Consider the following 20,960-nt stretch of genomic DNA (forward strand, 5'->3'; position numbering starts at 1 on the left):
CTCGGGAGTGTTAGGGGGTCGAAGGCCACGGATCGACCGGGCCGCAGGCGCGCATCACCTCCTCGACCACGCCGGCCTCGTTGGGCAGCAGATAGAAGTGGTCGCCGGGGAAGGTCCGCAGGGTGAACGCGCCGGAGGTGTGACGCGACCACGCGGCGGCCTCGTCCCCGTCGACCTCCGGGTCGGCGTCCCCGAAGAAGACGTGGACGGGGGTCTTCACCGGCGGCGCGGGCGGCGCCTCGTACGTCTCGATCAGGCGGTAGTCGGCGCGCAGCGCGGGGAGCACGAGCTCGCGCAGGTCGGGGTCGGCGAGGACCTCCTCGTCGGTGCCGCCGAGCTTGCGCAGGTCGGCCAGGAGCGCCTCGTCGCCGCCGAGGTGCACCTCGGCGTGCCGGGTGCGGTCGGGCGCCGGGCGCCCGGAGACGCACAGCCCGGCGAGCGGCCCGCTTCCGCCCTCCTCGAGCCGCATCGCCACCTCGTGGGCGACGGCCGCGCCCATGCTGTGGCCGAACAGCGCGAGCGGGCGGTCGCACAGGGGGCGAAGCGCCGCGGCGACGGGACCGGCGAGCGCGTCCATGTCGGAGGCGAAGTCGTCCTGGATGCGGTCCTGACGGCCGGGATACTGGACGGAGTAGAGCTCCACACCGTACGGCAGCCGCGCGGCCCACGTCCTGAAGAAGCCGGCCGCGCCCCCCGCGTGCGGGAAGCAGACCAGCCTCAGGCCGGGCACGGGCACGTCCCGGTAGCGGCGCAGCCATCGCGCCAGCAGGTCGTCGCCGGTGATGGTCATAGGGGCACCTCCTGGTGTTCTGCGGTCATCGCGGACATCAGATCACCGGCCGACAGCGGACGGGGAGACGGCCCCGCGAGTCGTTCCGGATAGCCCAGGACCGCCGCAACATCCTGCCACGCCTTGCTCACGGAGAGATGATATTGCCCCTCCTTCAAGGGATCCCGGTTACTGCGGACCGCCTCCCACGCGGCGTCGATCGCCCGCCCGGCCCCGGCCGGCCACATCTCGCCGAGGATCTCCCGGTAGCTGGGGGCGCGCGCCGGGCCGACGGGCACGCAGCTGGGGAAGTCGAGGTGCTCGTCCTCGGCGCCGTCCAGCGCGGTGAGCTCCCTGGCGCGGGCCGGCAGGTGCGGCCGGGGCGACCACAGCACGGGGCCGTGGGTGTTGACCAGCGTGAGCGTGCCGCCCTCGGTGCCGAGGGTGATCCGGTGCAGGAGGTGGGCGTGGTTGTCGGGGTCGGCGGGGTGCAGCTGGTTCTGCACCCGCAGGGTGAGCGGGACGCCCGCCAGCACGCCGTCGACGGTACGGAAGGGCGGCGCGCTCTCCGACAGCCGCCGTACCGTCTCGGGCAGCCGGCCCGGTTCCGCGAAGCCCCACGGCCGCAGCCCGCCGAGGGCCTGGCCCAGGATGTCGAACATGGTGTAGGAGACCTGGACGCCGCAGGCGGCGTCGACGAAAAGCGCGGGCCCGCGGGCGAGCAGCGTCCTGGCGGCGGCCACGAACCGCCGTACCGGATCGAGGTGGACGTAGTGCGTGTTGACCCGGAAGACGACCCGGTTGCGGCGGGCGGCGCGCAGCGAGGCGGCGAGCTCGTCGTGCAGCAGCGGCGCCTCCTGCAGCACGTGGACGCCGCGTTCCATCAGCCTGGCCGCCACCTGGCTGCCGGGGCCGCCGTTGACGTCGGCGAGGAGCACCACGCAGGCCAGGTCGACATCGGCGGGTATCTCGTCCACGTCGGTGAACAGCGGCACCCCCGCGCGCTCGGCGCACAGGCGCGAACGCTCGCCTCCCCTGGCCAGCACTCCGGCGAGCTCGAACGGCGTGCCCGGCCGTTCCAGCGCCGCCAGGTGCACCCGCCCGAAACCGGTGCCGCAGACGATGACGCGTGGCCGGTCGCTCACAGGACCCCCTCCTCCACCGGCGCGGTGTGCGCCGCCCCTTCGACGATCTCCAGGCGGGTGACCCGCGGGTCGTCGAGAAGCGCGGCGAAGACCCGGGCCGGGTCGAGCACGTCCGCCGCCTCGCCCGGTCCCGGCGGGACCCGCCCGGCCTCCACCGCCTCCACCGCCGCGGCGGCGACCGCCGCGGTCAGCTCGTAGCCGTCGGCCGCACGCGCGAGGAGCGTGCGGGTCACGGTCGCGCCACCGGACTCCCCGGACATCTCGAAGACCAGCTGGAAGTACGGGGAACGCCCGAACGCCTCCAGCCGGGAGACCCGCACCAGTTCCGCGGCGGCCTCCTCGGCGTCCATGTCCTGGAGCCTGCCGAGCGCGGCGGCCGTGAGGTCGCCGTCGAACACGCTCGCCCACTCGACCTCGGCGAGGCCGAGTTCCCTGGCGAGCCGCTCGGTCTCGGCGGCGAGGTAGGGGTAGGTGTCGACCCTGCCGGGGAAGTGCGGCACCCGCACGCCCATGCCGGGACGCAGCGCGCGCGGGATCACCTGGTGGCCGCGCCAGGCGGCCAGCGGCGTGGCGTACCCGCCCGACAGCGAGGCCACGTAGTCGAGCGCGGCCGCCGGCGTGAACAGGTCCAGGCCCCCGGTGTACGCCCGCAGCCGCTCGGGCCGGTCGAATCCGGCGGCGAGGTGGCGGGGCAGCAGCGCCGACAGGCCGGGCATCATGCCGGCCGACAGGAGCGCGACCAGTCCCGGGCTGTCGCGGGCCGCGCGGGAGACGCCGTCGAACGCGGCGGCGTCCCCGGCGACGTCGACGTAGTGGGCGCCCGCGGCCAGGGCCGCGCGGGCGGCCGTGTCGAGAATCACGCATGACGGCCCGGCGCAGTTGAGCACCAGGCGGCAGCCGTCGCAGAACGCGGCGAGCGAGGCGGCGTCGGCGATGTCCACGGCCACGGCCTCGTCGGCGGGGCCGGAGGCGTCCCGCTCCGCCAGCTCCCCGACCCTGCCGGGATCCCTGCCGCCCAGCCGGAGCGGGCCGATGCCCGCCTCGCGGAGCCTGCGCACGGCGGAGCGGCCGACCGCCCCGTAGCAGCCGAGGATCCCGACGGCTCTCATCGCTCCCCCTGTATCCGGTCCAGCACGTCCGCCACCTGGTCGACGTTGGGCGGCTGCAGGCAGGAGAAATGGTCGCCGGGGATGTCGACCACGTCCAGGTCCCCCAGGCACAGGTCGCGCCAGAAGCCGGTCATGTCGTCGCGCAGCCACGGCAGGAACCTGGTGTCGCCGAGCTGCCGCAGGAAGGTGATGTCCCCCGCGTACGGCTGGGGGACGTGCCTGCCGACGGCGTCCAGGCTGTGCTTGACCACCCGGAAGAGGGAGTTCACGTGCCGCTCGACCTCCCGGTCGGAGTGGGCGGCGGTGGCGGCGCGGCCGATGGCGGCCAGCCTCTCCTCGGGGGCGACGGCGGCGAGCCGCCGGAAGTCGGCGGCGGCGGCCTCCACGGCCGGGTCGCCGGTGAGTTCCGCCACCCGGCCCCTGGGCACCCGCTCGGGGTTCTCGCCGAGCAGGAGCTCGAACACCCTGGACATCACGTCCTCGTCGCCGGGGTAGCCGGCGTCGGCGGGGTCGACGCCCATGACGCGGGCGAAGACGTACTCCGCGACCAGCTCGTCCTCGATGACGCGAGGCAGGGTGTAGCTGCTGATCACGGTGAGGGTCTCCACGTCGGCGCCCGCCTCGGTGAGGTGCCTGGCGACCTCGGTGGCCAGCAGCCCGCCCATGCAGTAGCCGACGATGTGGAAGCGGGTGGAGCCGCTGTCGAGCAGCGTCCTGGCGTAGCGGGCGGCGCGACGCTCGATGAGCCCCTCCGGATCCTCGGCGAGATAGGGCTCCACCTCCGTGACGGCCAGGCCCGCCAGCGGGCCTCCCTTGTCCGCCAGGCGCCGGGCGAGCGCGCGGTACGGGGCCAGTGTGCCGCCGCCCTCGTGGACCAGCACGCGCAGGGCCTCGCCGCTCTCGCCGCCGCTTTCGCTCCCGTCGTCGCCGAGGCGCACGAGCGGGGAGGCGGCCTGCCGGGTGCCCTGCTCCCCTTCGTCGTGCGAGCGGCGCAGGTGCTCGGCCAGCGCGGCCACGGTGGGCCGGTGCAGGATCTGCCGGACGAGGTCGTCCCAGAACACGTCGCGGGTGGCGGGGACCTCCTCGCGCAGGCGCGCGGCGAGCTTGGCGATGACGAGGGAGTCGCCGCCCAGCTCGAAGAAGTCGCCGTCCCTGGTGACCTCGGGCAGGCCGAGGACCTCGGCCCACACCGTGGCGAGCGCGCGTTCGAGGTCGTCGGCGGGGGGACCTCCGGCCGCGGCCCGCCCGGCGACGGCGCGGGGCAGCCAGGAGCGCAGCGTGTCGTGGTCGATCTTCCCGTTGCCGGTGAGCGGGAGGGCGTCCACGACCTGGATGTGTCCGGGGATCATGTACTCGGGGAGCCGCTCGGCCAGGTGCCGGGTGAGGCCGGGCGCGTCCAGCCGCGCGCGGTCGTTCTTGAAGCGGGCCGCGAAGACGCTCTGGCCGAGGGTGACGGTGGCGTCGCCGGGTCCCGGCAGGCAGAGGGTGGCGTCGGCGCCGGCCTCGGTGAGGAGTTCCAGCCACTGCTCGCGCCCCAGGAACGTCTGGTCGCGGCCCTTGCGGAGGTCCTCGTAGTCCCACTTGCGCGGGTCCTTCTCCGGCATCATGAACTCCATCGAGGTCATGATCTGGTAGCTGTCCTTGGTGGTGTCGATGAAGACCAGCCAGCCGCCGGGCGCCAGCATCTCCCTGAGCCTGGCCAGCACCCGGCCCGCGTGCCGCGCGTTGTGCAGCACGTTGGCGCAGAGGATGACGTCGAAGGAGCAGGCGGTGTAGCCCTGCTCGCGGTAGTCCTGGTTGATGTCGAACAGGCCGTAGCGCACCCAGGGACGGTCGCCGAAGCGCTCCCTGGCCTCGTTGAGGAAGAAGGGCGAGACGTCGCTGAACAGGTAGTCGACGTCGAAACCGGCCAGCGCGGGGATCATCTGCGCGCTGGTGCCGCCCACACCCGCCCCGACCTCGAGGACGTTCAGGCGTCCCTCGTGGCGCCCGGCGATGTCGGTGAGGATCGCGATGGCGGCGTGGTTGACGTAGCGGCTGATGATGTTCTCGCGGTAGGCGGCCTCGGATATCTCCAGGCGGCCCTCGGGGAACAGCAGCGGCAGCGGGTCCATCTCGTCACGGACGAGCTCGGGCAGGTGCTCGGTGCTGGTCCTGAAGTAGTCGATGAGCTCGGCCTTGTAGCTGTCCTCGCGCTGCAGCTCGCCGACCTGCCGCCAGGCCTGTTCCAGGTCGTCGGCACCGGCCGTGCGCAGCGCGCGGAAGCGGCCGGACTCGCGCTCCAGCAGCCCCTCGTCGACCAGGACCCGCAGCCACCTGCGGACCAGGCGGTGGTGGCGAGGCGCGGCCCCGGTCGCGGCCAGGATCTCCTCCAGGGTCGCCTCCTGCCCGGCCGTCTCGAACAGTCCCCGGCGGCGCAGCGCCCACATCATGCCGAGCACCGCGGCCCGGTCCAGGCGGCCGAAGAACTCCAGGAGCTCGGCGCGGTCGATGTGCCGGGTGTGCACGTCGCCCGCCGCCGATCCCGCGGCGGTCATCTCCGGCACCGGGTCGTCGGCGTCCGGCGTCCGTTCGAGGCGGACCGGTTCCACGAACGCGGCCAGCCGCCGGTCCAGGCCGGTGCCCTCGACGAGCACGTCCGCCGCGGCGACCGCCGGGTGGGCCTGGACGGCCGCCTCGACCTCGGCGAGCTCGATCCGGTGCCCGCGGATCTTGACCTGCCGGTCCTCGCGGCCGAGGAACTCGATGGTGCCGCCGGGGTGGTAGCGGCCCAGGTCGCCGGTGCGGTAGAGGCGCTCACCGGTGACCGGGTGCGTGACGAACCTGTGGGCGGTCTTCTCCTCGTCGCCGAGGTAGCCCAGGGCCAGCCCCGCCCCGCCGATGTACAGCTCGCCGGGGACGTGGTCGGGGCACGGGCGCATGTCCTCGTCGAGGACGTGGAAGGTCTGGTTGGCCAGGGGCGTGCCGTACGGGATGCTCCGCCAGCCCTCGGGGACCTCGCCGATGGGGTGGTGGATCGACCAGATGGCGGCCTCGGTGGCCCCGCCGAGGCTGACCAGCTCCAGCCCCGGCAGGCGGCCCCGCACCCGGCCGGGGAGGTTGACCGGGATCCAGTCGCCGCTGAGCAGCGCCAGCCGCAGCGATGTCAGGCCGGGCTCCGGCTGGGAGCTGAGGTAGTGGTCGAGCATCTGGAGCTGCGCGGGGACGGAGTTCCAGAGCGTGACACCGTGCTCGTCGATCAGCCGGGCCCAGTGCGCGGGGTCCCCGCGGCTGCCCGCGTCGGGAAGCACGAGGGTCCCGCCGAGGGCGAGCGGGCCGAAGATGTCGTAGACCGACAGGTCGAAACCCAGGCCCGCCAGGCCCAGGACCCGGTCCTCGGCCGTCACCGCGAAGCGCCGGTTGACGTCGGCGACGGTGTTGAGCGCGGCCCGGTGGGAGATCATCACACCCTTGGGGGCACCGGTGGAGCCCGACGTGTAGATCACGTACGCGAGGTCCCCCGGGTCCACGGCGGACGCGACGCCGTTCGGGCCGGACGGGGCGGAAGCGGCATCGCTCGGACCGGGCACGGAGAATCCGGCACCATTCGGACCGGACGCGATGCCGTTCTGACCGGACGCGCCGGGTCCGGCGCCGCTCGGACCGGACGCGCCGGGCAGGAGGTCGACGTCGATCGCGCCCTCCGGACGGTCGCCGATCCGCGACTGGGCGAGCACGTGGCGGACGCCCGCGTCGGTGAGGATCCTGTCCCGTCTGGCGGGTGGCTGCCCGGTGTCCACCGGCAGGTACGCGCCGCCGGCCAGCAGCGTGCCGAGCACCGCGACGACCTGTTCCCACCCCTTCTCCATCATGACCGCGGCCAGGTCGCCCCGGCCGAAGCCGCGCGAGGCCAGAACCCGCGCCACGTCCTCCGCTCTGCCGAGCAACTCGCCGTAGGTGAGGGTCCGGCCGCCGGAGACGACGGCCGGCCGCTCGGGCGTGCGGCGCGCCTGGGCGACCACCGGCTCGTGCAGCAGTCCCGAGGGCATCGGCGCGGCGGTGTCGTTGACCTTCTCGCGCTCGCGCGCCTGCGCGGCGGGCAGCTCGACCGGGCAGGTGGCGTCCCACGCCTCGTCCGTGTCGGCCAGCTCGCCGAGCAGGCCGGACAGGGCCTCGAAGGCGCCCTCCACGACCCCCTCGGGGAACACGCCGTCACGGACGTCCCACCTGACCTCCAGCGCGCCGCCCTCGACCACCGCCTGGCAGTCGATCCACACCTGCGGCGTCTGGCTCGCGCCGTACACGACCTCGGCGAGACCGCTCATCCCCTCGTGCCCGGCGGCCTCGTCGCTGAGCCCGATCGTGCTGGTGAACACCACGGGCATCAGCGCGGCACCCCGGCCCCGGCGGCGGGCGATCTCCCGCATGAGCTCCACCCCGGAGTAGAGGCGGTGATCGAGGTCCTCCCAGAGCCGGTCCTGGATCGCGCGGGCCCGGTCGCGGAACGCGGTGCCCCGCCCGCCCTCGACGGCGAGCAGGCTGACGGTGGTGAAGTCACCGACCAGCTCCCCCACCTGCGGGTGCAGCGGCTGCCGGTTGAGCAGTGTCAGGTTCAGCGAGAAGCGGGGGCGGCGGCTCCAGCGTCCGACGACCTCGGCGAAGGCGGCCAGCACCGCCGTGGACGGGGTCACGCCGTGCGCGCCCGCCCGGGCGCGGAGGCGCGCCCACCGCGGCGGGTCGAAGGTGACCTGGTGGCGGGTGAAGCGACGGCCGGCCTCGGTGGCGGCGTTCTCCCGTACGGGCAGCTCGGGCGGGCCCGGCAGGTCGTCGGCGCGTCCCTCCCAGTAGTCGCGGTCGCGCTCGTAGGCGGCTCCGTCGCGCTGCCGCCGGGCGGCGAGCAGGTAGTCGCGGAAGCCGATCTCCAGGGGGGGCAGCTCGTGGCCCGGATCGAGGTAGAGCCGCTTGAGCTGGGTCAGCAGCAGCTGGATGCTGAGGTAGTCGGCGATCAGGAAGTCGATGGACACGTGCAGCACGGCCCGGTCGCCGGCCTGGGTGACGCGCAGCTCGAACAGCGGCCAGGTGCCGGTGTCGTAGACCCGGTGGTCCATCTCGGCCCTGACGGCCTCCAGGTGGGCGTCCACCTCCCGGGCCGGGCGCCCGCGCAGGTCGGTCACGCGCACCCGGTAGGCGGGGACGTCGGGCTGGATCCGCTGGTAGCCGTCGACGTGGACGACCGCGCGGAGCATGTCGTGGTGGCCGACCAGCCGCTGCCAGGCGGCCTCCAGGCGGGGCGGGTCGAGCTCGGCGAAGGCCAGCTCGGCGTAGACCTGGCAGGCGGTGCCGCCGAAGTCGAAGGCCTCCCTGCGTCCCAGCATGTAGGCGGCCTGGACGTCGGTCAGCGGGAACGGCTCGTGCCGGTCCGCCGGTTCCGGGGTCAGTGCCCCGGCGGGCTCGCGCAGGCACTCCAGCAGGTCGTCCCGGTACGCGGAGAGCTGTGCCCTCCGCTCCTCGGTCATCACGCCCTGCGGTGCCCGGAAGCGCAGCCGCCCTGATTCCTCCCACAGGCGTACGCCCAGGTTCTCTAGTTCCGCGATGAGCTGACCGGCTGTCATACGACGCCCTCCTCGAAGGCTCCTGTCTCCTGCTGTTCGATCAGGACCGCGTGTTCGGCGACGGTCGGACCGGCGAATATCTGCCTCAGGGCGAGATCCGCGCCGAAGGCGCGGCGGATCTCCTCGGCGAGGCGGGCGGCCAGGATGCTGTCGCCGCCCAGGGTCACGAAGTTCTGGTGGCGGCCGACCCGCTCCATGCCGAGCAGCTCGCACCAGATGCGGCCGAGCCTCTCCTCGACGGGGCCGGACGGCGGCTCGTCCTCGGCCGCCGCGGGGACGTCCCGCTCGGCGAGCCTGGCCAGCGCGGCGCGGTCGACCTTGCCGTTGGCGCTGAGCGGGAACCGCTCCAGCAGGGTGACGGTGGCCGGTACGGCGTAGGCGGGCACGCGCTCGGCCAGCCATTCGGTGAGCGCCCGGGGATCCGCGTCGGCGACGACGAGGGCGGCCAGGCGGCGGGCCGGCCGGCCGACGGTGGTGACCACGGCGTGGCGTACGGCGGGGTGGGCGTGCAGGGCGGTCTCGATCTCGCCGAGTTCGATGCGGTGCCCGCGGACCTTGACCTGATGATCCACACGGCCCAGGAACTCCAACGTGCCGTCAGGCCAGTACCGGCCCATGTCACCGGTGCGATACCAGCGCACCCCACCCACCTCGACGAACTTCGCCGCCGTGGTCTCGGCATCACCCCGATACCCCTTCGCCACCCCCGCACCACCGATCCACAACTCCCCCGGCACCCAGTCCGGGCAATCACGCCCCCGCCCGTCCACCACCCGGAAACACTGGTTCGCCAACGGCGTCCCGTAGGGCACCGACCGCCACGACGACGGCACCGACGCCGGCACCTCGAAGAAGTTCGACCAGATCGCCGCCTCCGTCGCACCCCCCAACGCCACCAACCGGCACCCCGGCGCCGCCGCCCGCAACCGGCCCGGCAGATCCAGCCCCACCCAGTCACCCGACAACAACGCCAGCCGCAACCCACCCGGCAACCGCTCCGGCTCGGCCACCAGCAGCATGTCCAGCAACGCCGGGACGGTGTTCCACACCGTCACCCCGTGCGCCTCCATGAGCTTCAGCCAGTGGTGGGCCTCGCGCCGGGAGTCCTCCTCGACGAGGACCAGCGCGCCGCCCACTCCGAGCAGGCCGAACAGGTCCCAGACCGACAGGTCGAAGTCCAGCGCCGACAACGCCAGCACCCGATCCGACTCCCCCACCCCGAACCGCCCGTTGACGTCCACCACCGTGTTCAACGCCGCCCGATGCGACACCTCCACACCCTTCGGCTCCCCCGTCGACCCCGACGTGAAGATCACATACGCCGACGACCCCGCGTCCACCACCACCGGCGCCTCCAACGGCACCGCACCCACCGCCACCCCCACACCGACCCGCTCGACACCACCCTCCGAACCGCCATCAGAACCGGCGGACGAGTCGTCGTCGCCGGTCAGCACCAGCCGCACCCCGGCCCGGCGATAGATCCGCTCCTTGCGGGTCTCCGGCTGGTCCACCCCCACCGGGACGTACACGCCCCCGGCGGCCAGCACGCCGAGCACGGCCACGGCCTGGTCCGGCCCCTTGGGCAGGGAGACGGCGACCGCGTCGCCCGGCGTGACGCCGTGCCCGCGCAACCACCCGGCCACCCCCAGCGCCCGCCCCGCCAGCTCCCCGTAGGAAAGCTCACCACCGTCCCACACCACCGCCGTACGACCCGGCTCCCGAGCCGCCCACCCGAAGAACCCCGAATGCAGCAACCCCTCCGGCACCGCACCCGCCGTCGCGTTCACCCCCGCCCGCACCAGCAACTGGTCCGCGGGCACCGGGCACGGCGCCGTGGAGTCCCAGCTTCCGGCCGACAGCCATTCGAGCATCCCGGCGAAGGCGCCGAACATGGCGTCGAGCACGCCGGGCGGGAAGAGCTCCTCGACCGCGTCCCAGTTGAAGAACAGGCCGCCGCCGATCTCCATCACCTGGTGGTCCAGCCACACCTGCGGCGTCTGGGACACGCCCCAGACGGGTTCGGCGAAGATCTGGGAGTCCGCGTCCCAGAGGTCACCGTCGCCGGTCACGCCGAGCGTGCTGGTGAACACCACCGGCATGGAGACCTCGGCGGAGCCGGTGCGCCTGGCCAGCTCGCGCATCACCCAGATGGCGGAGACGTCGCTGTGCTCCAGGTCGCGTACCACCTGCCGTTGCAGGCGCCGGGCGCCGTCGAGCCAGGTCTCCCCCGCGGCGGGCTCGTAGGCGACGAGCAGCAGCGAGGTGAAGTCGCCCAGGACGCGGTTGATGTCGGGGTGGACCTCCCTGCGGTCGAAGAGGGTGAGGTTGATCGTGAGGTCCTGCCGGGCGCTCCAGGCGCCGAGGACCTCGGCGAAGGCGGTGGCCAGCACCGTGGAGGGGGTGAGCCCGTGCTCCTTGGCCGTGGCCTTGACGGCTCGCCACTGCTCGGGGGACAGGCGGCCCTCCCTGCGCGTGAAGCGGGGGCGGCCGATCTGCGAGGGGTCGGCGGCGAGCGGCAGCTGCGGCCCCGGGGGCAGATCGGCGACCCGCTCCGACCAGTACCGCTGCGAGCGCTCCAGCGCGGCGGGTTCCGGGTGGACGCCGAGGACGTAGTCACGGAAGGACAGCTCCACCGGGGGCAGCTCCGCGCCGGGGTCGGCGTAGAGGGTCTCCAGTTCCCGCAGGACGATCATCGAGCTGAGCGCGTCCAGGACGATGTTGTCGAAGCTGACGCCGACGCGCGTGCGGCCGGCGCCGTAGCGCACGGCGCGCACGTCGAACAGCGGCCAGCGGGTCGCGTCGATGAGCTGGTGCGACATGTCCTCGCGCAGCCGGGCCAGCGCGGTGTCCGCGTCGTCCTCGCCGTCGGCGCCGGCGTCGACGACGGGGATCGTGAAGCGCGGCACCTCGGGCAGGATGCGCTGCCTGCCGTCGGGGAGGAACTCCGCGCGCAGCATCTCGTGCCGGCGGATGAGCGCGTTCCACGCCTCCTCCAGCCGGGGGATGTCGGTGCCGACCGTGTCGTACTCGGTGTAGAAGTGGCAGCCCACGCCGCCGAGCGCGAAGTCGTCGGTCCGCCCGACCCAGTAGGCGCGCTGCACGTCGGTCGGCGGGAAGGGGTCGTGGCGGTGTTCGAGGTCGGGGACCAGGGCGGGCAGGGGGCGCTCGGGGTCGCCGGGTTCGAGGGTCGCCGCGAACTCGGCGAGGACCGGCGTCTCGAAGAGAGTGCCGAGCTCGGCCCCGGCGATCCCGGCGGCGCGCAGCCGGGTCACCAGGCGGGTCGCGAGGAGGCTGTCGCCGCCGAGCGTGAAGAAGCTCTGGTCGCGGCCGACGGCGGGCAGCCCGAGCAGCTCGGACCAGATCTCCGCCACGGCCGTCTCCATGCCCTCCTCGGGCGGGTCGAGCCGCTCGACGCGACCGGCGAGCCGGTCTGCGAGAAGGGTCCGCACCGCGCCCCTGTCGACCTTGCCGTTGGCGCTCAGCGGCAGGCTCTCCGCGACGGTGAGCTGCTCGGGAACCATGTAGGCGGGCAGGCGCCCGGCCAGCCAGTCGTGCAGGGCCGTCTCGCCGGTCCCGTCGCGGGTGACGGCCAGCGCGGCCAGGCGCCGGGTCGGCTCCCCGACCGTGACGGCGACGGCGCTCTCCACGGCGGGGTGGGCACGCAGGGCGGTCTCGATCTCGCCGAGTTCGATGCGGTGCCCGCGGACCTTGACCTGATGATCCACACGGCCCAGGAACTCCAACGTGCCGTCAGGCCAGTACCGGCCCATGTCACCGGTGCGATACCAGCGCACCCCACCCACCTCGACGAACTTCGCCGCCGTGGTCTCGGCATCACCCCGATACCCCTTCGCCACCCCCGCACCACCGATCCACAACTCCCCCGGCACCCAGTCCGGGCAATCACGCCCCCGCCCGTCCACCACCCGGAAACACTGGTTCGCCAACGGCGTCCCGTAGGGCACCGACCGCCACGACGACGGCACCGACGCCGGCACCTCGAAGAAGTTCGACCAGATCGCCGCCTCCGTCGCACCCCCCAACGCCACCAACCGGCACCCCGGCGCCGCCGCCCGCAACCGGCCCGGCAGATCCAGCCCCACCCAGTCACCCGACAACAACGCCAGCCGCAACCCACCCGGCAACCGCTCCGGCTCGGCCACCAGCAGCATGTCCAGCAACGCCGGGACGGTGTTCCACACCGTCACCCCGTGCGCCTCCATGAGCTTCAGCCAGTGGTGGGCCTCGCGCCGGGAGTCCTCCTCGACGAGGACCAGCGCGCCGCCCACTCCGAGCAGGCCGAACAGGTCCCAGACCGACAGGTCGAAGTCCAGCGCCGACAACGCCAGCACCCGATCCGACTCCCCCACCCCGAACCGCCCGTTGACGTCCACCACCGTGTTCAACGCCGCCCGATGCGACACCTCCACACCCTTCGGCTCCCCCGTCGACCCCGACGTGAAGATCACATACGCCGACGACCCCGCGTCCACCACCACCGGCGCCTCCAACGGCACCGCACCCACCGCCACCCCCACACCGACCCGCTCGACACCACCCTCCGAACCGCCATCAGAACCGGCGGACGAGTCGTCGTCGCCGGTCAGCACCAGCCGCACCCCGGCCCGGCGATAGATCCGCTCCTTGCGGGTCTCCGGCTGGTCCACCCCCACCGGGACGTACACGCCCCCGGCGGCCAGCACGCCGAGCACGGCCACGGCCTGGTCCGGCCCCTTGGGCAGGGAGACGGCGACCGCGTCGCCCGGCGTGACGCCGTGCCCGCGCAACCACCCGGCCACCCCCAGCGCCCGCCCCGCCAGCTCCCCGTAGGAAAGCTCACCACCGTCCCACACCACCGCCGTACGACCCGGCTCCCGAGCCGCCCACCCGAAGAACCCCGAATGCAGCAACCCCTCCGGCACCGCACCCGCCGTCGCGTTCACCCCCGCCCGCACCAGCAACTGGCCGGAGGGGGTGAGCGTGGGGAGCCGGCGGTCCCAGTCGCCCTCGGCGAGCCAGTCGAGCAGGCCGGCGAAGGCGCCGGACATCGCGTCCAGCATCCCGGCGGGGAAGAGCTCGTCGACCGCGTCCCAGTTGAACAGCAGCCCTCCGTCCACCTCGACCACCTGGTGGTCCAGCCACACCTGCGGCGTCTGGGAGAGCATCCAGCCGAGCGCCCCGAGGCTCCGCTGGACGTCCTGGCCCACGAGGTCGCCCATTCCGGCGGCGCTGGTGAGCACCACCGGGGCCGTGACCTGCCCGCCGCGGCGGCCCCGGTTGAGGTCGCGGAGAACCTCGACGCCCGAGTAGGCCGAGTGGGCGACGTCCGCGATGAAGCGGTTCTGCAGGGCCGTGACCCGGTCCTGGAAGGTCTCCTCCCGCGTCAGGTCGACATCGAGGAGGATCAGGTTCGTGAAGTCGGCGACCATCAGGGGCACGTCGGGGTGGAGCGTCTGCCGGTCGAACAGCGGGAGGTTGAGCAGGAAGCGCGGCTGGGCGCTCCAGGCACCGATGACCTCGGCGAAGGCCGCCGCCAGCACCATGGGCAGGGTCACCCCGCGCGTGCGGGCGTGGTCGGCGAGCAGGTGGCGCCCCTCGGGCGGCAGCCAGTGGCCGCGGCGGACGACGCGAGGCCGCTCGACGCGCTCGGGCTCGACCGCGAGCGGGAGCTGGGGCCCCTCGGGCAGGTCGGCGAGCCGCTCCCGCCAGTAGGCCCGGTCCTTCTCGCGCGCCTCGCGTCCGCGCAGCTCGTGCTCGGCGAGGTAGGTGGGGAAGCCGTACCGCAGGGGCGGCAGCGAATCGCCCCGCCCGGAGTAGAGCGCGGCCAGGTCCTCCAGGATGATCTGGATGCTGCGCACGTCGGCCACGAGCAGGTCGAAGTTGACGTGCAGCCGGTGGGCGCCACCGGGCAACAGCGAGAGCCGGATGTCGAACACCTCCCCGCGCTCGACCTCCAGGCGCCGGTGCGAGAACGTCTCGCGCAGCTCGTCGAGACGTCCGCCGTCGTCCAGGCGCAGGTCGTGTACCACGAGGCCCGGCCAGGGGCTGCGGTCCAGGATCTGCTGGGTGCCGTCGTCGAGGAACCTGGCGCGCAGCAGCGCGTGCCGCTCGAACAGGGCGCGCACGGCGCCTTCGAGGGCCTCCGCGTCGACGCCCGCGCCGTCGAACTCGGCGTAGAAGTGGCAGCCGACGCCGCCGAGCACCTGCCGGTCCTGCCGGCCGATCCAGTAGGCGTGCTGGACGGGGGTGAGCGGGAAGGGCGCGCTCTCGTCCACCTCCGGCGCCCGAGGCCCGGCCGCCGTCGCGCCGGCCGTGTCCTGGCCGGCGGAGAGCAGCTCCCACCAGTCGTCGAGCGTGGGAGCCTCGAACAGGTCGGCGAACTTGACCTCCACACCGCCGCGCCGCCACTCGTTGGCCAGCTGCATGACCCGCATGGAGTCGAGGCCGTGGCGGATCAGGTCGTCCCCGCCGTTCAGCCGGGACGCGTCCAGGCCGAGCACGGTCGCGGTGGCCTGCCGGACCGCCTCGTACGTCAGCGGCTCGGCGGGCCGCGCGCCTCCGTCGGCCGCGTCCACCGAGGACGGGAGGGAGGGTGAGGCCGGGTCCGGCGACGGGGAGGCCGGACCCGGAGACAGGGAGTGGCTGTGGCGCACGTCGAGTTCGCCGCGGCGGTACCCGTTGAGGACCGCGAGCCGGTCGTCACCGAGCCGCCGGAGCTCGCCGGGGGCCACGAGCGTGACGACGTCGGCCACCAGCCCGTGCTCCCGGATCACGGCGGCGCGCATCCGCCGGACGAGCTCGGCCGGCCCGTTCTCCGAGAGCTCCCCGGAGATCTCGGCCAGCAGCAGCAGGCCGCCGTCGAAGGGCGTCTGGAACGCGCGGCACTCCTGCCCCGTGACCTCGGCCACGGTGCTCTCCAGCGGCTCGGGGCGGCGGATGCGACCGCGAATCGACATGTCCCACATAGCGATTCACGTTGTCACGGGCCACGAAATGCGGCAATTCACGAAATCGCCTTCTGCCGGCGGAATGCTCGACGATGTAGCCGGACAGCGATTAAGTATGCCTTACCTAACTACCCATCAGGGCGGCCGTGCTCCTGCGAAGACACGCCGGAGGCACTTACCAATTGCCCGTCCGGACATTCCGGAAAATATTCAGGCACCTATTTCGAGGTGCCCGATCGGCTACTTGCCGCCCCCTGTGACCCGACCTAGCGTCGGCAGGGTCCATGGGAGAGGAGACCGCAAGTGGCCAGCACACTGGAGGTTTCGCCGGACCGTGTGATAACGGGGCCGGAGGAGGCCCGCGCGCTCGGAGACGAGTACGTCACGGCGGTGGGCAAAATCCTCAACAGTCACGTCCGCAACGAGGCCGTCGGGGCGGCCGTCTTCGACGAGCCCTCCATCGCGCTCGCGCCCACTCCACGCGATAAGTGGCTGGCCTGCAGAATGGCGATGGAGGAATACGGCCACCATTTAAAATTCAACAAACTCGCCGCCGAACTCGGCCTTGAGGACGCGAATGCCAGGGGACCTCTTTCGATATTCGAGTACGAGGTGCGGAGCTGGACCGAGTACGTGATGACCAAGGCGATCGTCGACCTCGCCGAGGTCGTGCTGATGGAGGACCTCTGCGACTGCTCCTACCTGCCCCTGCGTAAGCTCTGCCGGTCGTTGATGCCCGAGGAGCGCTTCCACGTGGGGTTCGGCGCGACGAGCGCGCGCCGGCTGGTGGCCGACCCCGCCCAGCGCGACAAGGTGCGGCGGGCCGGGCACGAGCTGCTCGCGATGACGATGCCGTTCTTCGGCCGCAGCGACTCGAAGAACAACGAGGTGTTTCGCCGCCTGGCCATCAAGCGGATGACCAACGACGAGTGCCGCGCGGAGTTCGTCCGGCGCACGCGGGAGCTCTTCGAGTCCGACCTCGGTCTCGACTACCCGGAAGTGGATGTGCGATGGTACGGCACTTCGAGCTGACCGAACCGCCCGAGGGGCTGGCCGCCGAGCTGGGGCCCGGCGGCGACAGGGTGGAGCGTCTCCTGCGCGGCATCTGCGCCGCCGGCCGGGCCCCAGCTCGGCGGCGCGCCCCGAGTCCCTCTCTCACCGTCGTGCGCGACCCGGCCGTCGCGGCCGCGGCGATGGACCGGGTCGACCCCGGCTGGCTGGAGGCGCTCGACCGGCGGCGCGGCGCGGCCCGCGAGCGGCTCGTGGCGACCGGCCGCGAGAAGCAGCTGGACACGGCCGAGCATGTGGCCATGCTCGTCGCGACGCCCCGCCTCGACCCCGCCGACCAGACCGACCCCGACGCGCGCGCCGTGTCCGGCGCCCTGCTGTGGCTGATCGGCACGGTCGTCGCGGACGCGCTCGCGGACCCCGGCGGCGCCCCCGCCGCGAACGGCGACGGCCCAGGCCACGACGAAGACGATGACAAAGACAAAGACGAAGACGAAGACGATCCGCTGTCCGGGCTCGCCGAGCTGCTGGCCTCCGGCTGGTGGCCCATCGGCCCCGTGGACGGCGCCTTCCTGATCTCCCCCTACGCGGCCGACGGAGGTGAACCGCATGCCCGATGACTCTTTCGGCACGCGCCAAGGAACCACCACGGCGCCTCCCGCGCCGGTGGCGCCCGGCGTCCCGGCTCAGAGAGCACGGATTCCCAGGACCGGCGGCGCCGGAGCGCTCCCGATCACCGGCGTGGGCCAGGCCCCCGCCCCCTCACCCGGCACGGAGAACCCGGGGACGGGGAACGTCGCCGGCGAGCTCGCCCGCCTCGCCGGAGACCGCGGCTGGAACGCGGCGCCCGCCTTCTACGAGGGCGACCGCGTCTGGACCCACGGGGAGGTGCACGACCTGGCGGCGCGGGTCACGATGGTCCTGGTCGACCTGGGCGTGCGGCCGGGCGAGCGCATCATGATCGCGCTCGAGGACTGCGTCGCGTGGGTCGCGGCCTTCCTCGGAGCCGCCCGGCTCGGCGTCACGGCGGTGCCCGTCAACCCCGAGCTGACGGAGGCCGACCACGCCTTCGTCCTCGCCGACTGCGACGCCAGGCTCGTGGTCGCCACCCGGGAGATCGCACCCCGCTTCGACGGCGTACCGCACCTGACCGGCGAGCAGTTGCTCTGCCTGGCCGGCCGCGTCCCGCCGGGGCCCGTCGCCCAGGTCGGCGCCTCGGCCCCCCTCTACGCGCAGTACACCTCGGGCACGACCGGGCGGCCCAAGGGCGCGCTGCACCGCCACGGCGACCTCGCGCTCTACCACCGCGCGGCCGGCGAGGGCGTGGTCGGCATCCGCGAGGACGACGTGACCCTGTCGGTCTCGAAGATGTTCTTCGCCTACGGCCTGGGCAACACGCTGGTGTTCCCGCTGTTCTCCGGCTCGTCCGCCGTCCTGCTCGCGGACCGGCCGACCCCGGCGCTGATCGCCGAGGCGGTCGCCCGCCACGGCGTCACCGTGCTGTACGCGGTGCCCTCCGCCTACGCCAACCTCGTCGCCGAGTGCGAGCCGGCCGCCTTCTCCTCCGTGCGGGTCGCCGTGTCGGCGGGCGAGACGCTCAACGAGACCCTGGGCGCCCGTACCCGGGAACTGCTCGGGGCTCCCGTCCTCGACCAGCTGGGTTCGACCGAGGCCGGCCACGCCTTCTGCTCCAGCACCCTGGCCCGTGACGAGCCGGGCACGATCGGCCGCGCCCTGCCCGGCTACGAGCTGCAGGTGCGTGACGAGCGTGGGGAACCGGCCACCGAGGGAGAGCTCTGGGTGCGGGGCGAGTCGCTGCTCCTGGAGTACCTCAACCAGCCCGACCAGACGGCGTACGCCCTGGTGGACGGGTGGCTGCGCACCGGCGACCGCGTCGAGCGCCTGCCCGGCGGCGCCTACGTCCACCGCGGCCGCTGTGACGACATGGAGATGGTGGGTGGCATCACGATGTCGCCGGTCGAGGTCGAGAAGGTCCTGTCGGAGCACCCGGCCGTGGCCGAGGTGGCCGTCGCCGTCATCGCCGACGAGCGCGGAGCGCGCAAGCTGCGGGCGTTCGTGGTGCCCGCCACGCCCGGCCAGAATCCGGCGCGAATCGAGAAGGAGCTGATCGAGCTGGCCCGCGGGCGGCTGGCACCGTTCAAGGTCCCGCGTAGCGTGAAGCTGTGCCAGACCCTGCCGCGGACGCACACCGGCAAGCTGCGCCGCTTCGCCGTCCGCGACGGGGACTGGTGATCGCTGGTGCGCACGCTGCTCGTCGACAACTACGACTCCTACACCTACAACCTGTTCCAGCTGGTCGCGGAGACCTACGGCGTGGAACCGGTCGTGATGAGCAATGACGACGAGGCCTGGCACGACCTGCCCCTGCACCGGTTCGACGCGCTGATCATCTCCCCCGGTCCCGGCCGGCCCCAGGTGGAGCGGGACGTCGGTGTCTCCCTCGACCTCATCCGCGCCTCCGGCCTGCCCGTACTGGGCGTGTGCCTGGGACACCAGGCGCTGGGCTGGCTGTCCGGCGCCGACGTGGTGCCGGCGCCCGCGCCGATCCACGGGCACGTCGAGCGGATCCGGCACTGCGGGCGGGACCTCTTCCGTGGTCTGCCGCAGAACTTCCATGCGGTCCGCTACCACTCGCTCTGCGTGGCCACCCCGCCACCCGACGAGCTGGAGATCACGGCGTGGACGGGCGACTCGGTCGTGATGGGCCTGCGGCACCGCACGATGCCGTGGTGGGGTGTGCAGTTCCATCCCGAGTCGATCTCCACCGAGCACGGCCCCGCGCTGCTGCGCAACTTCCGCGACCTCGCCCTGGCGGCGGGGCCGGTGCCCGGTGCGGTGCCGCCCGTCGCGCACGTCCCCTCGTGGTCGCTGGAGACGGAGCGGATCGACGGCGCCGCCGACGCCGAGGCGGTGTTCACCGGCCTCTTCCGTTCCCAGCGGTACGCCTACTGGCTGGACAGCAGCCGCGTCGAGCCCGGCGGGGCGCGTTTCTCCTTCCTCGGCGACGCGGGCGGCCCGCACGGTGAGGTGCTCTCCTGCCGTCCCGGCGCGGGCAGCGTGCGGATCCAGGACGCCTCGGGTGCGGGCATGGCGATCCATGTCCCGATCTTCGACCTGCTCGACGAGCGGGTGGCCGCCCGCGCGATGGAACCGGACCCGGCGCTCCCTTTCGACCTGGACGGCGGCTACGTCGGCTACTTCGGCTACGAGCTCAAGCGCGAGTGCGGGGCGCGGGCCGAACACCTGTCGTCGATGCCCGACGCGGTCTGGATGTCGGCGACGCGGTTCGTCGCGATCGACCACGAGACGCGCCAGACGTGGGCGGTGGCGCTCACCGACGGCGGCTCCGGCAGCCGCAAGCAGGCCAGGCGCTGGGTCGAGGAGACGGCCGCGGCGTGCCGGGGGATGGTCTCCGGGCGTGACGTCCCGGTGGTGGAGGTGGAGGGGGAGGAGTTCAATCCCGAGCCCTGGCTGGTGCGGCCCCGCGAGCGCTACCTGGCCGACATCGAGGAGTGCCTGCGGCTGCTGCGCGCCGGGGAGAGTTACGAGATCTGCCTCACCAACACCGTCGAGATCCCCTTCCACGGGTCGGCCGAGGATCTCTACCTGCGCCAGCGGCGGCTGAACCCGGCGCCGTACGCGGCCTATCTGCGGCTGGAGGAGGACCACGTCCTGTGCTCCTCCCCCGAGCGCTTCCTCAAGGTCGGCAGGGACGGGATCGCGGAGTCCAAACCGATCAAGGGCACCGCGCCGCGCGACCCCGAGCCGCGCCACGACGACGAGCTGAGGAGGGAGCTCGCGTCGTCCGGCAAGACCCGCGCGGAGAACCTCATGATCGTCGATCTGCTCCGCAACGACCTCGGCCGGATCTGCGACGTCGGCACGATCGACGTGCCGCGCTTCATGGCCGTGGAGTCCTACGCCACCGTCCACCAGCTCGTCTCCACCGTCCGCGGGCACCTGCAGGACGGTGTGAGCGCCGTGCGGGCCGCGCGCAGTTGCTTTCCCGGCGGGTCGATGACCGGCGCGCCCAAGCTGCGCACGATGGAGATCATCGACAGGCTCGAGGGCCGCGCGCGCGGCGTCTACTCCGGCACGATCGGATTCTTCGGTCTCAGCGGCACCGCGGACCTCAACATCGTGATCCGGACCGCGGTCGCCAGGCCGGGCGGGCTGACGGTCGGCGCGGGCGGGGCGATCGTCCTCGACTCCGACCCGGTCGAGGAGTACGAGGAGATGCTGCTCAAGGCCCGCGCCCCGCTGCGGGGCCTCGGCGGGCTGTCCGGCGCGCCCGCCCCCCGACGTCTCGCCTGAGACGGCCCCGAGACCGAGCCGGCGGCCCGGCTCGGTCCAACGGCGTCTAACGG

Annotated in this window: 9 protein-coding genes; 4 read left to right on the forward strand and 5 right to left on the reverse strand. The window is 73.2% G+C overall.

Annotation, left to right across the window (positions count from 1 at the left end):
* Window positions 1–10: 10 nt before the first annotated feature.
* The 5 genes from ACVCAG_RS34775 to ACVCAG_RS34795 are packed head-to-tail and all read right to left on the reverse strand — an operon-like array spanning window position 11 to window position 15,573.
* Window positions 11–790 carry an alpha/beta fold hydrolase gene (locus ACVCAG_RS34775; protein ID WP_440085828.1) on the reverse strand — a complete coding sequence of 260 codons (780 nt, stop codon included), beginning with the start codon at window positions 788–790 and terminating at the stop codon, window positions 11–13.
* Window positions 787–1,914, reverse strand: coding sequence for a Gfo/Idh/MocA family oxidoreductase (locus ACVCAG_RS34780; RefSeq protein WP_440085827.1), 1,128 nt, complete (start codon window positions 1,912–1,914; stop codon window positions 787–789). The genes ACVCAG_RS34775 and ACVCAG_RS34780 overlap by 4 nt, the downstream gene beginning before the upstream one ends.
* The gene (locus tag ACVCAG_RS34785) at window positions 1,911–3,023 is read right to left on the reverse strand and encodes a saccharopine dehydrogenase NADP-binding domain-containing protein (protein ID WP_440085826.1); all 1,113 of its coding nucleotides are present in this window, start codon (window positions 3,021–3,023) and stop codon (window positions 1,911–1,913) included. Before ACVCAG_RS34785 ends, ACVCAG_RS34780 begins: the two co-directional genes overlap by 4 nt.
* Entirely contained in the window at window positions 3,020–8,614 is a 5,595-nt protein-coding gene (locus ACVCAG_RS34790; RefSeq protein WP_440085825.1) for an amino acid adenylation domain-containing protein, read from the reverse strand. The genes ACVCAG_RS34785 and ACVCAG_RS34790 overlap by 4 nt, the downstream gene beginning before the upstream one ends.
* Window positions 8,611–15,573, reverse strand: a complete 6,963-nt coding sequence (locus ACVCAG_RS34795; protein WP_447191129.1) for an amino acid adenylation domain-containing protein — start codon at window positions 15,571–15,573, stop codon at window positions 8,611–8,613. Before ACVCAG_RS34795 ends, ACVCAG_RS34790 begins: the two co-directional genes overlap by 4 nt.
* A gap of 294 nt (window positions 15,574–15,867) precedes the next feature.
* Between ACVCAG_RS34795 and ACVCAG_RS34800 the strand changes: the two genes are divergently transcribed.
* The 4 genes from ACVCAG_RS34800 to pabB are packed head-to-tail and all read left to right on the forward strand — an operon-like array spanning window position 15,868 to window position 20,907.
* Window positions 15,868–16,596: a Phenylacetic acid catabolic protein gene (locus tag ACVCAG_RS34800; RefSeq protein ID WP_440085823.1), complete on the forward strand. Its 729-nt coding sequence runs from the start codon at window positions 15,868–15,870 to the stop codon at window positions 16,594–16,596.
* Window positions 16,575–17,192: a hypothetical protein gene (locus tag ACVCAG_RS34805; protein ID WP_440085822.1), complete on the forward strand. Its 618-nt coding sequence runs from the start codon at window positions 16,575–16,577 to the stop codon at window positions 17,190–17,192. The genes ACVCAG_RS34800 and ACVCAG_RS34805 overlap by 22 nt, the downstream gene beginning before the upstream one ends.
* A complete protein-coding gene (locus ACVCAG_RS34810; RefSeq protein WP_440085821.1) occupies window positions 17,182–18,825 on the forward strand; it encodes an AMP-binding protein in 1,644 nt (547 codons plus the stop codon). The genes ACVCAG_RS34805 and ACVCAG_RS34810 overlap by 11 nt, the downstream gene beginning before the upstream one ends.
* 6 nt (window positions 18,826–18,831) lie before the next feature.
* Complete coding sequence (gene pabB, locus ACVCAG_RS34815; protein ID WP_447191130.1) at window positions 18,832–20,907, forward strand: aminodeoxychorismate synthase component I; 2,076 nt, start codon at window positions 18,832–18,834, stop codon at window positions 20,905–20,907.
* Window positions 20,908–20,960 lie beyond the last annotated feature (53 nt).

The sequence above is a fragment of the Streptosporangium sp. G12 genome, from assembly GCF_052983175.1.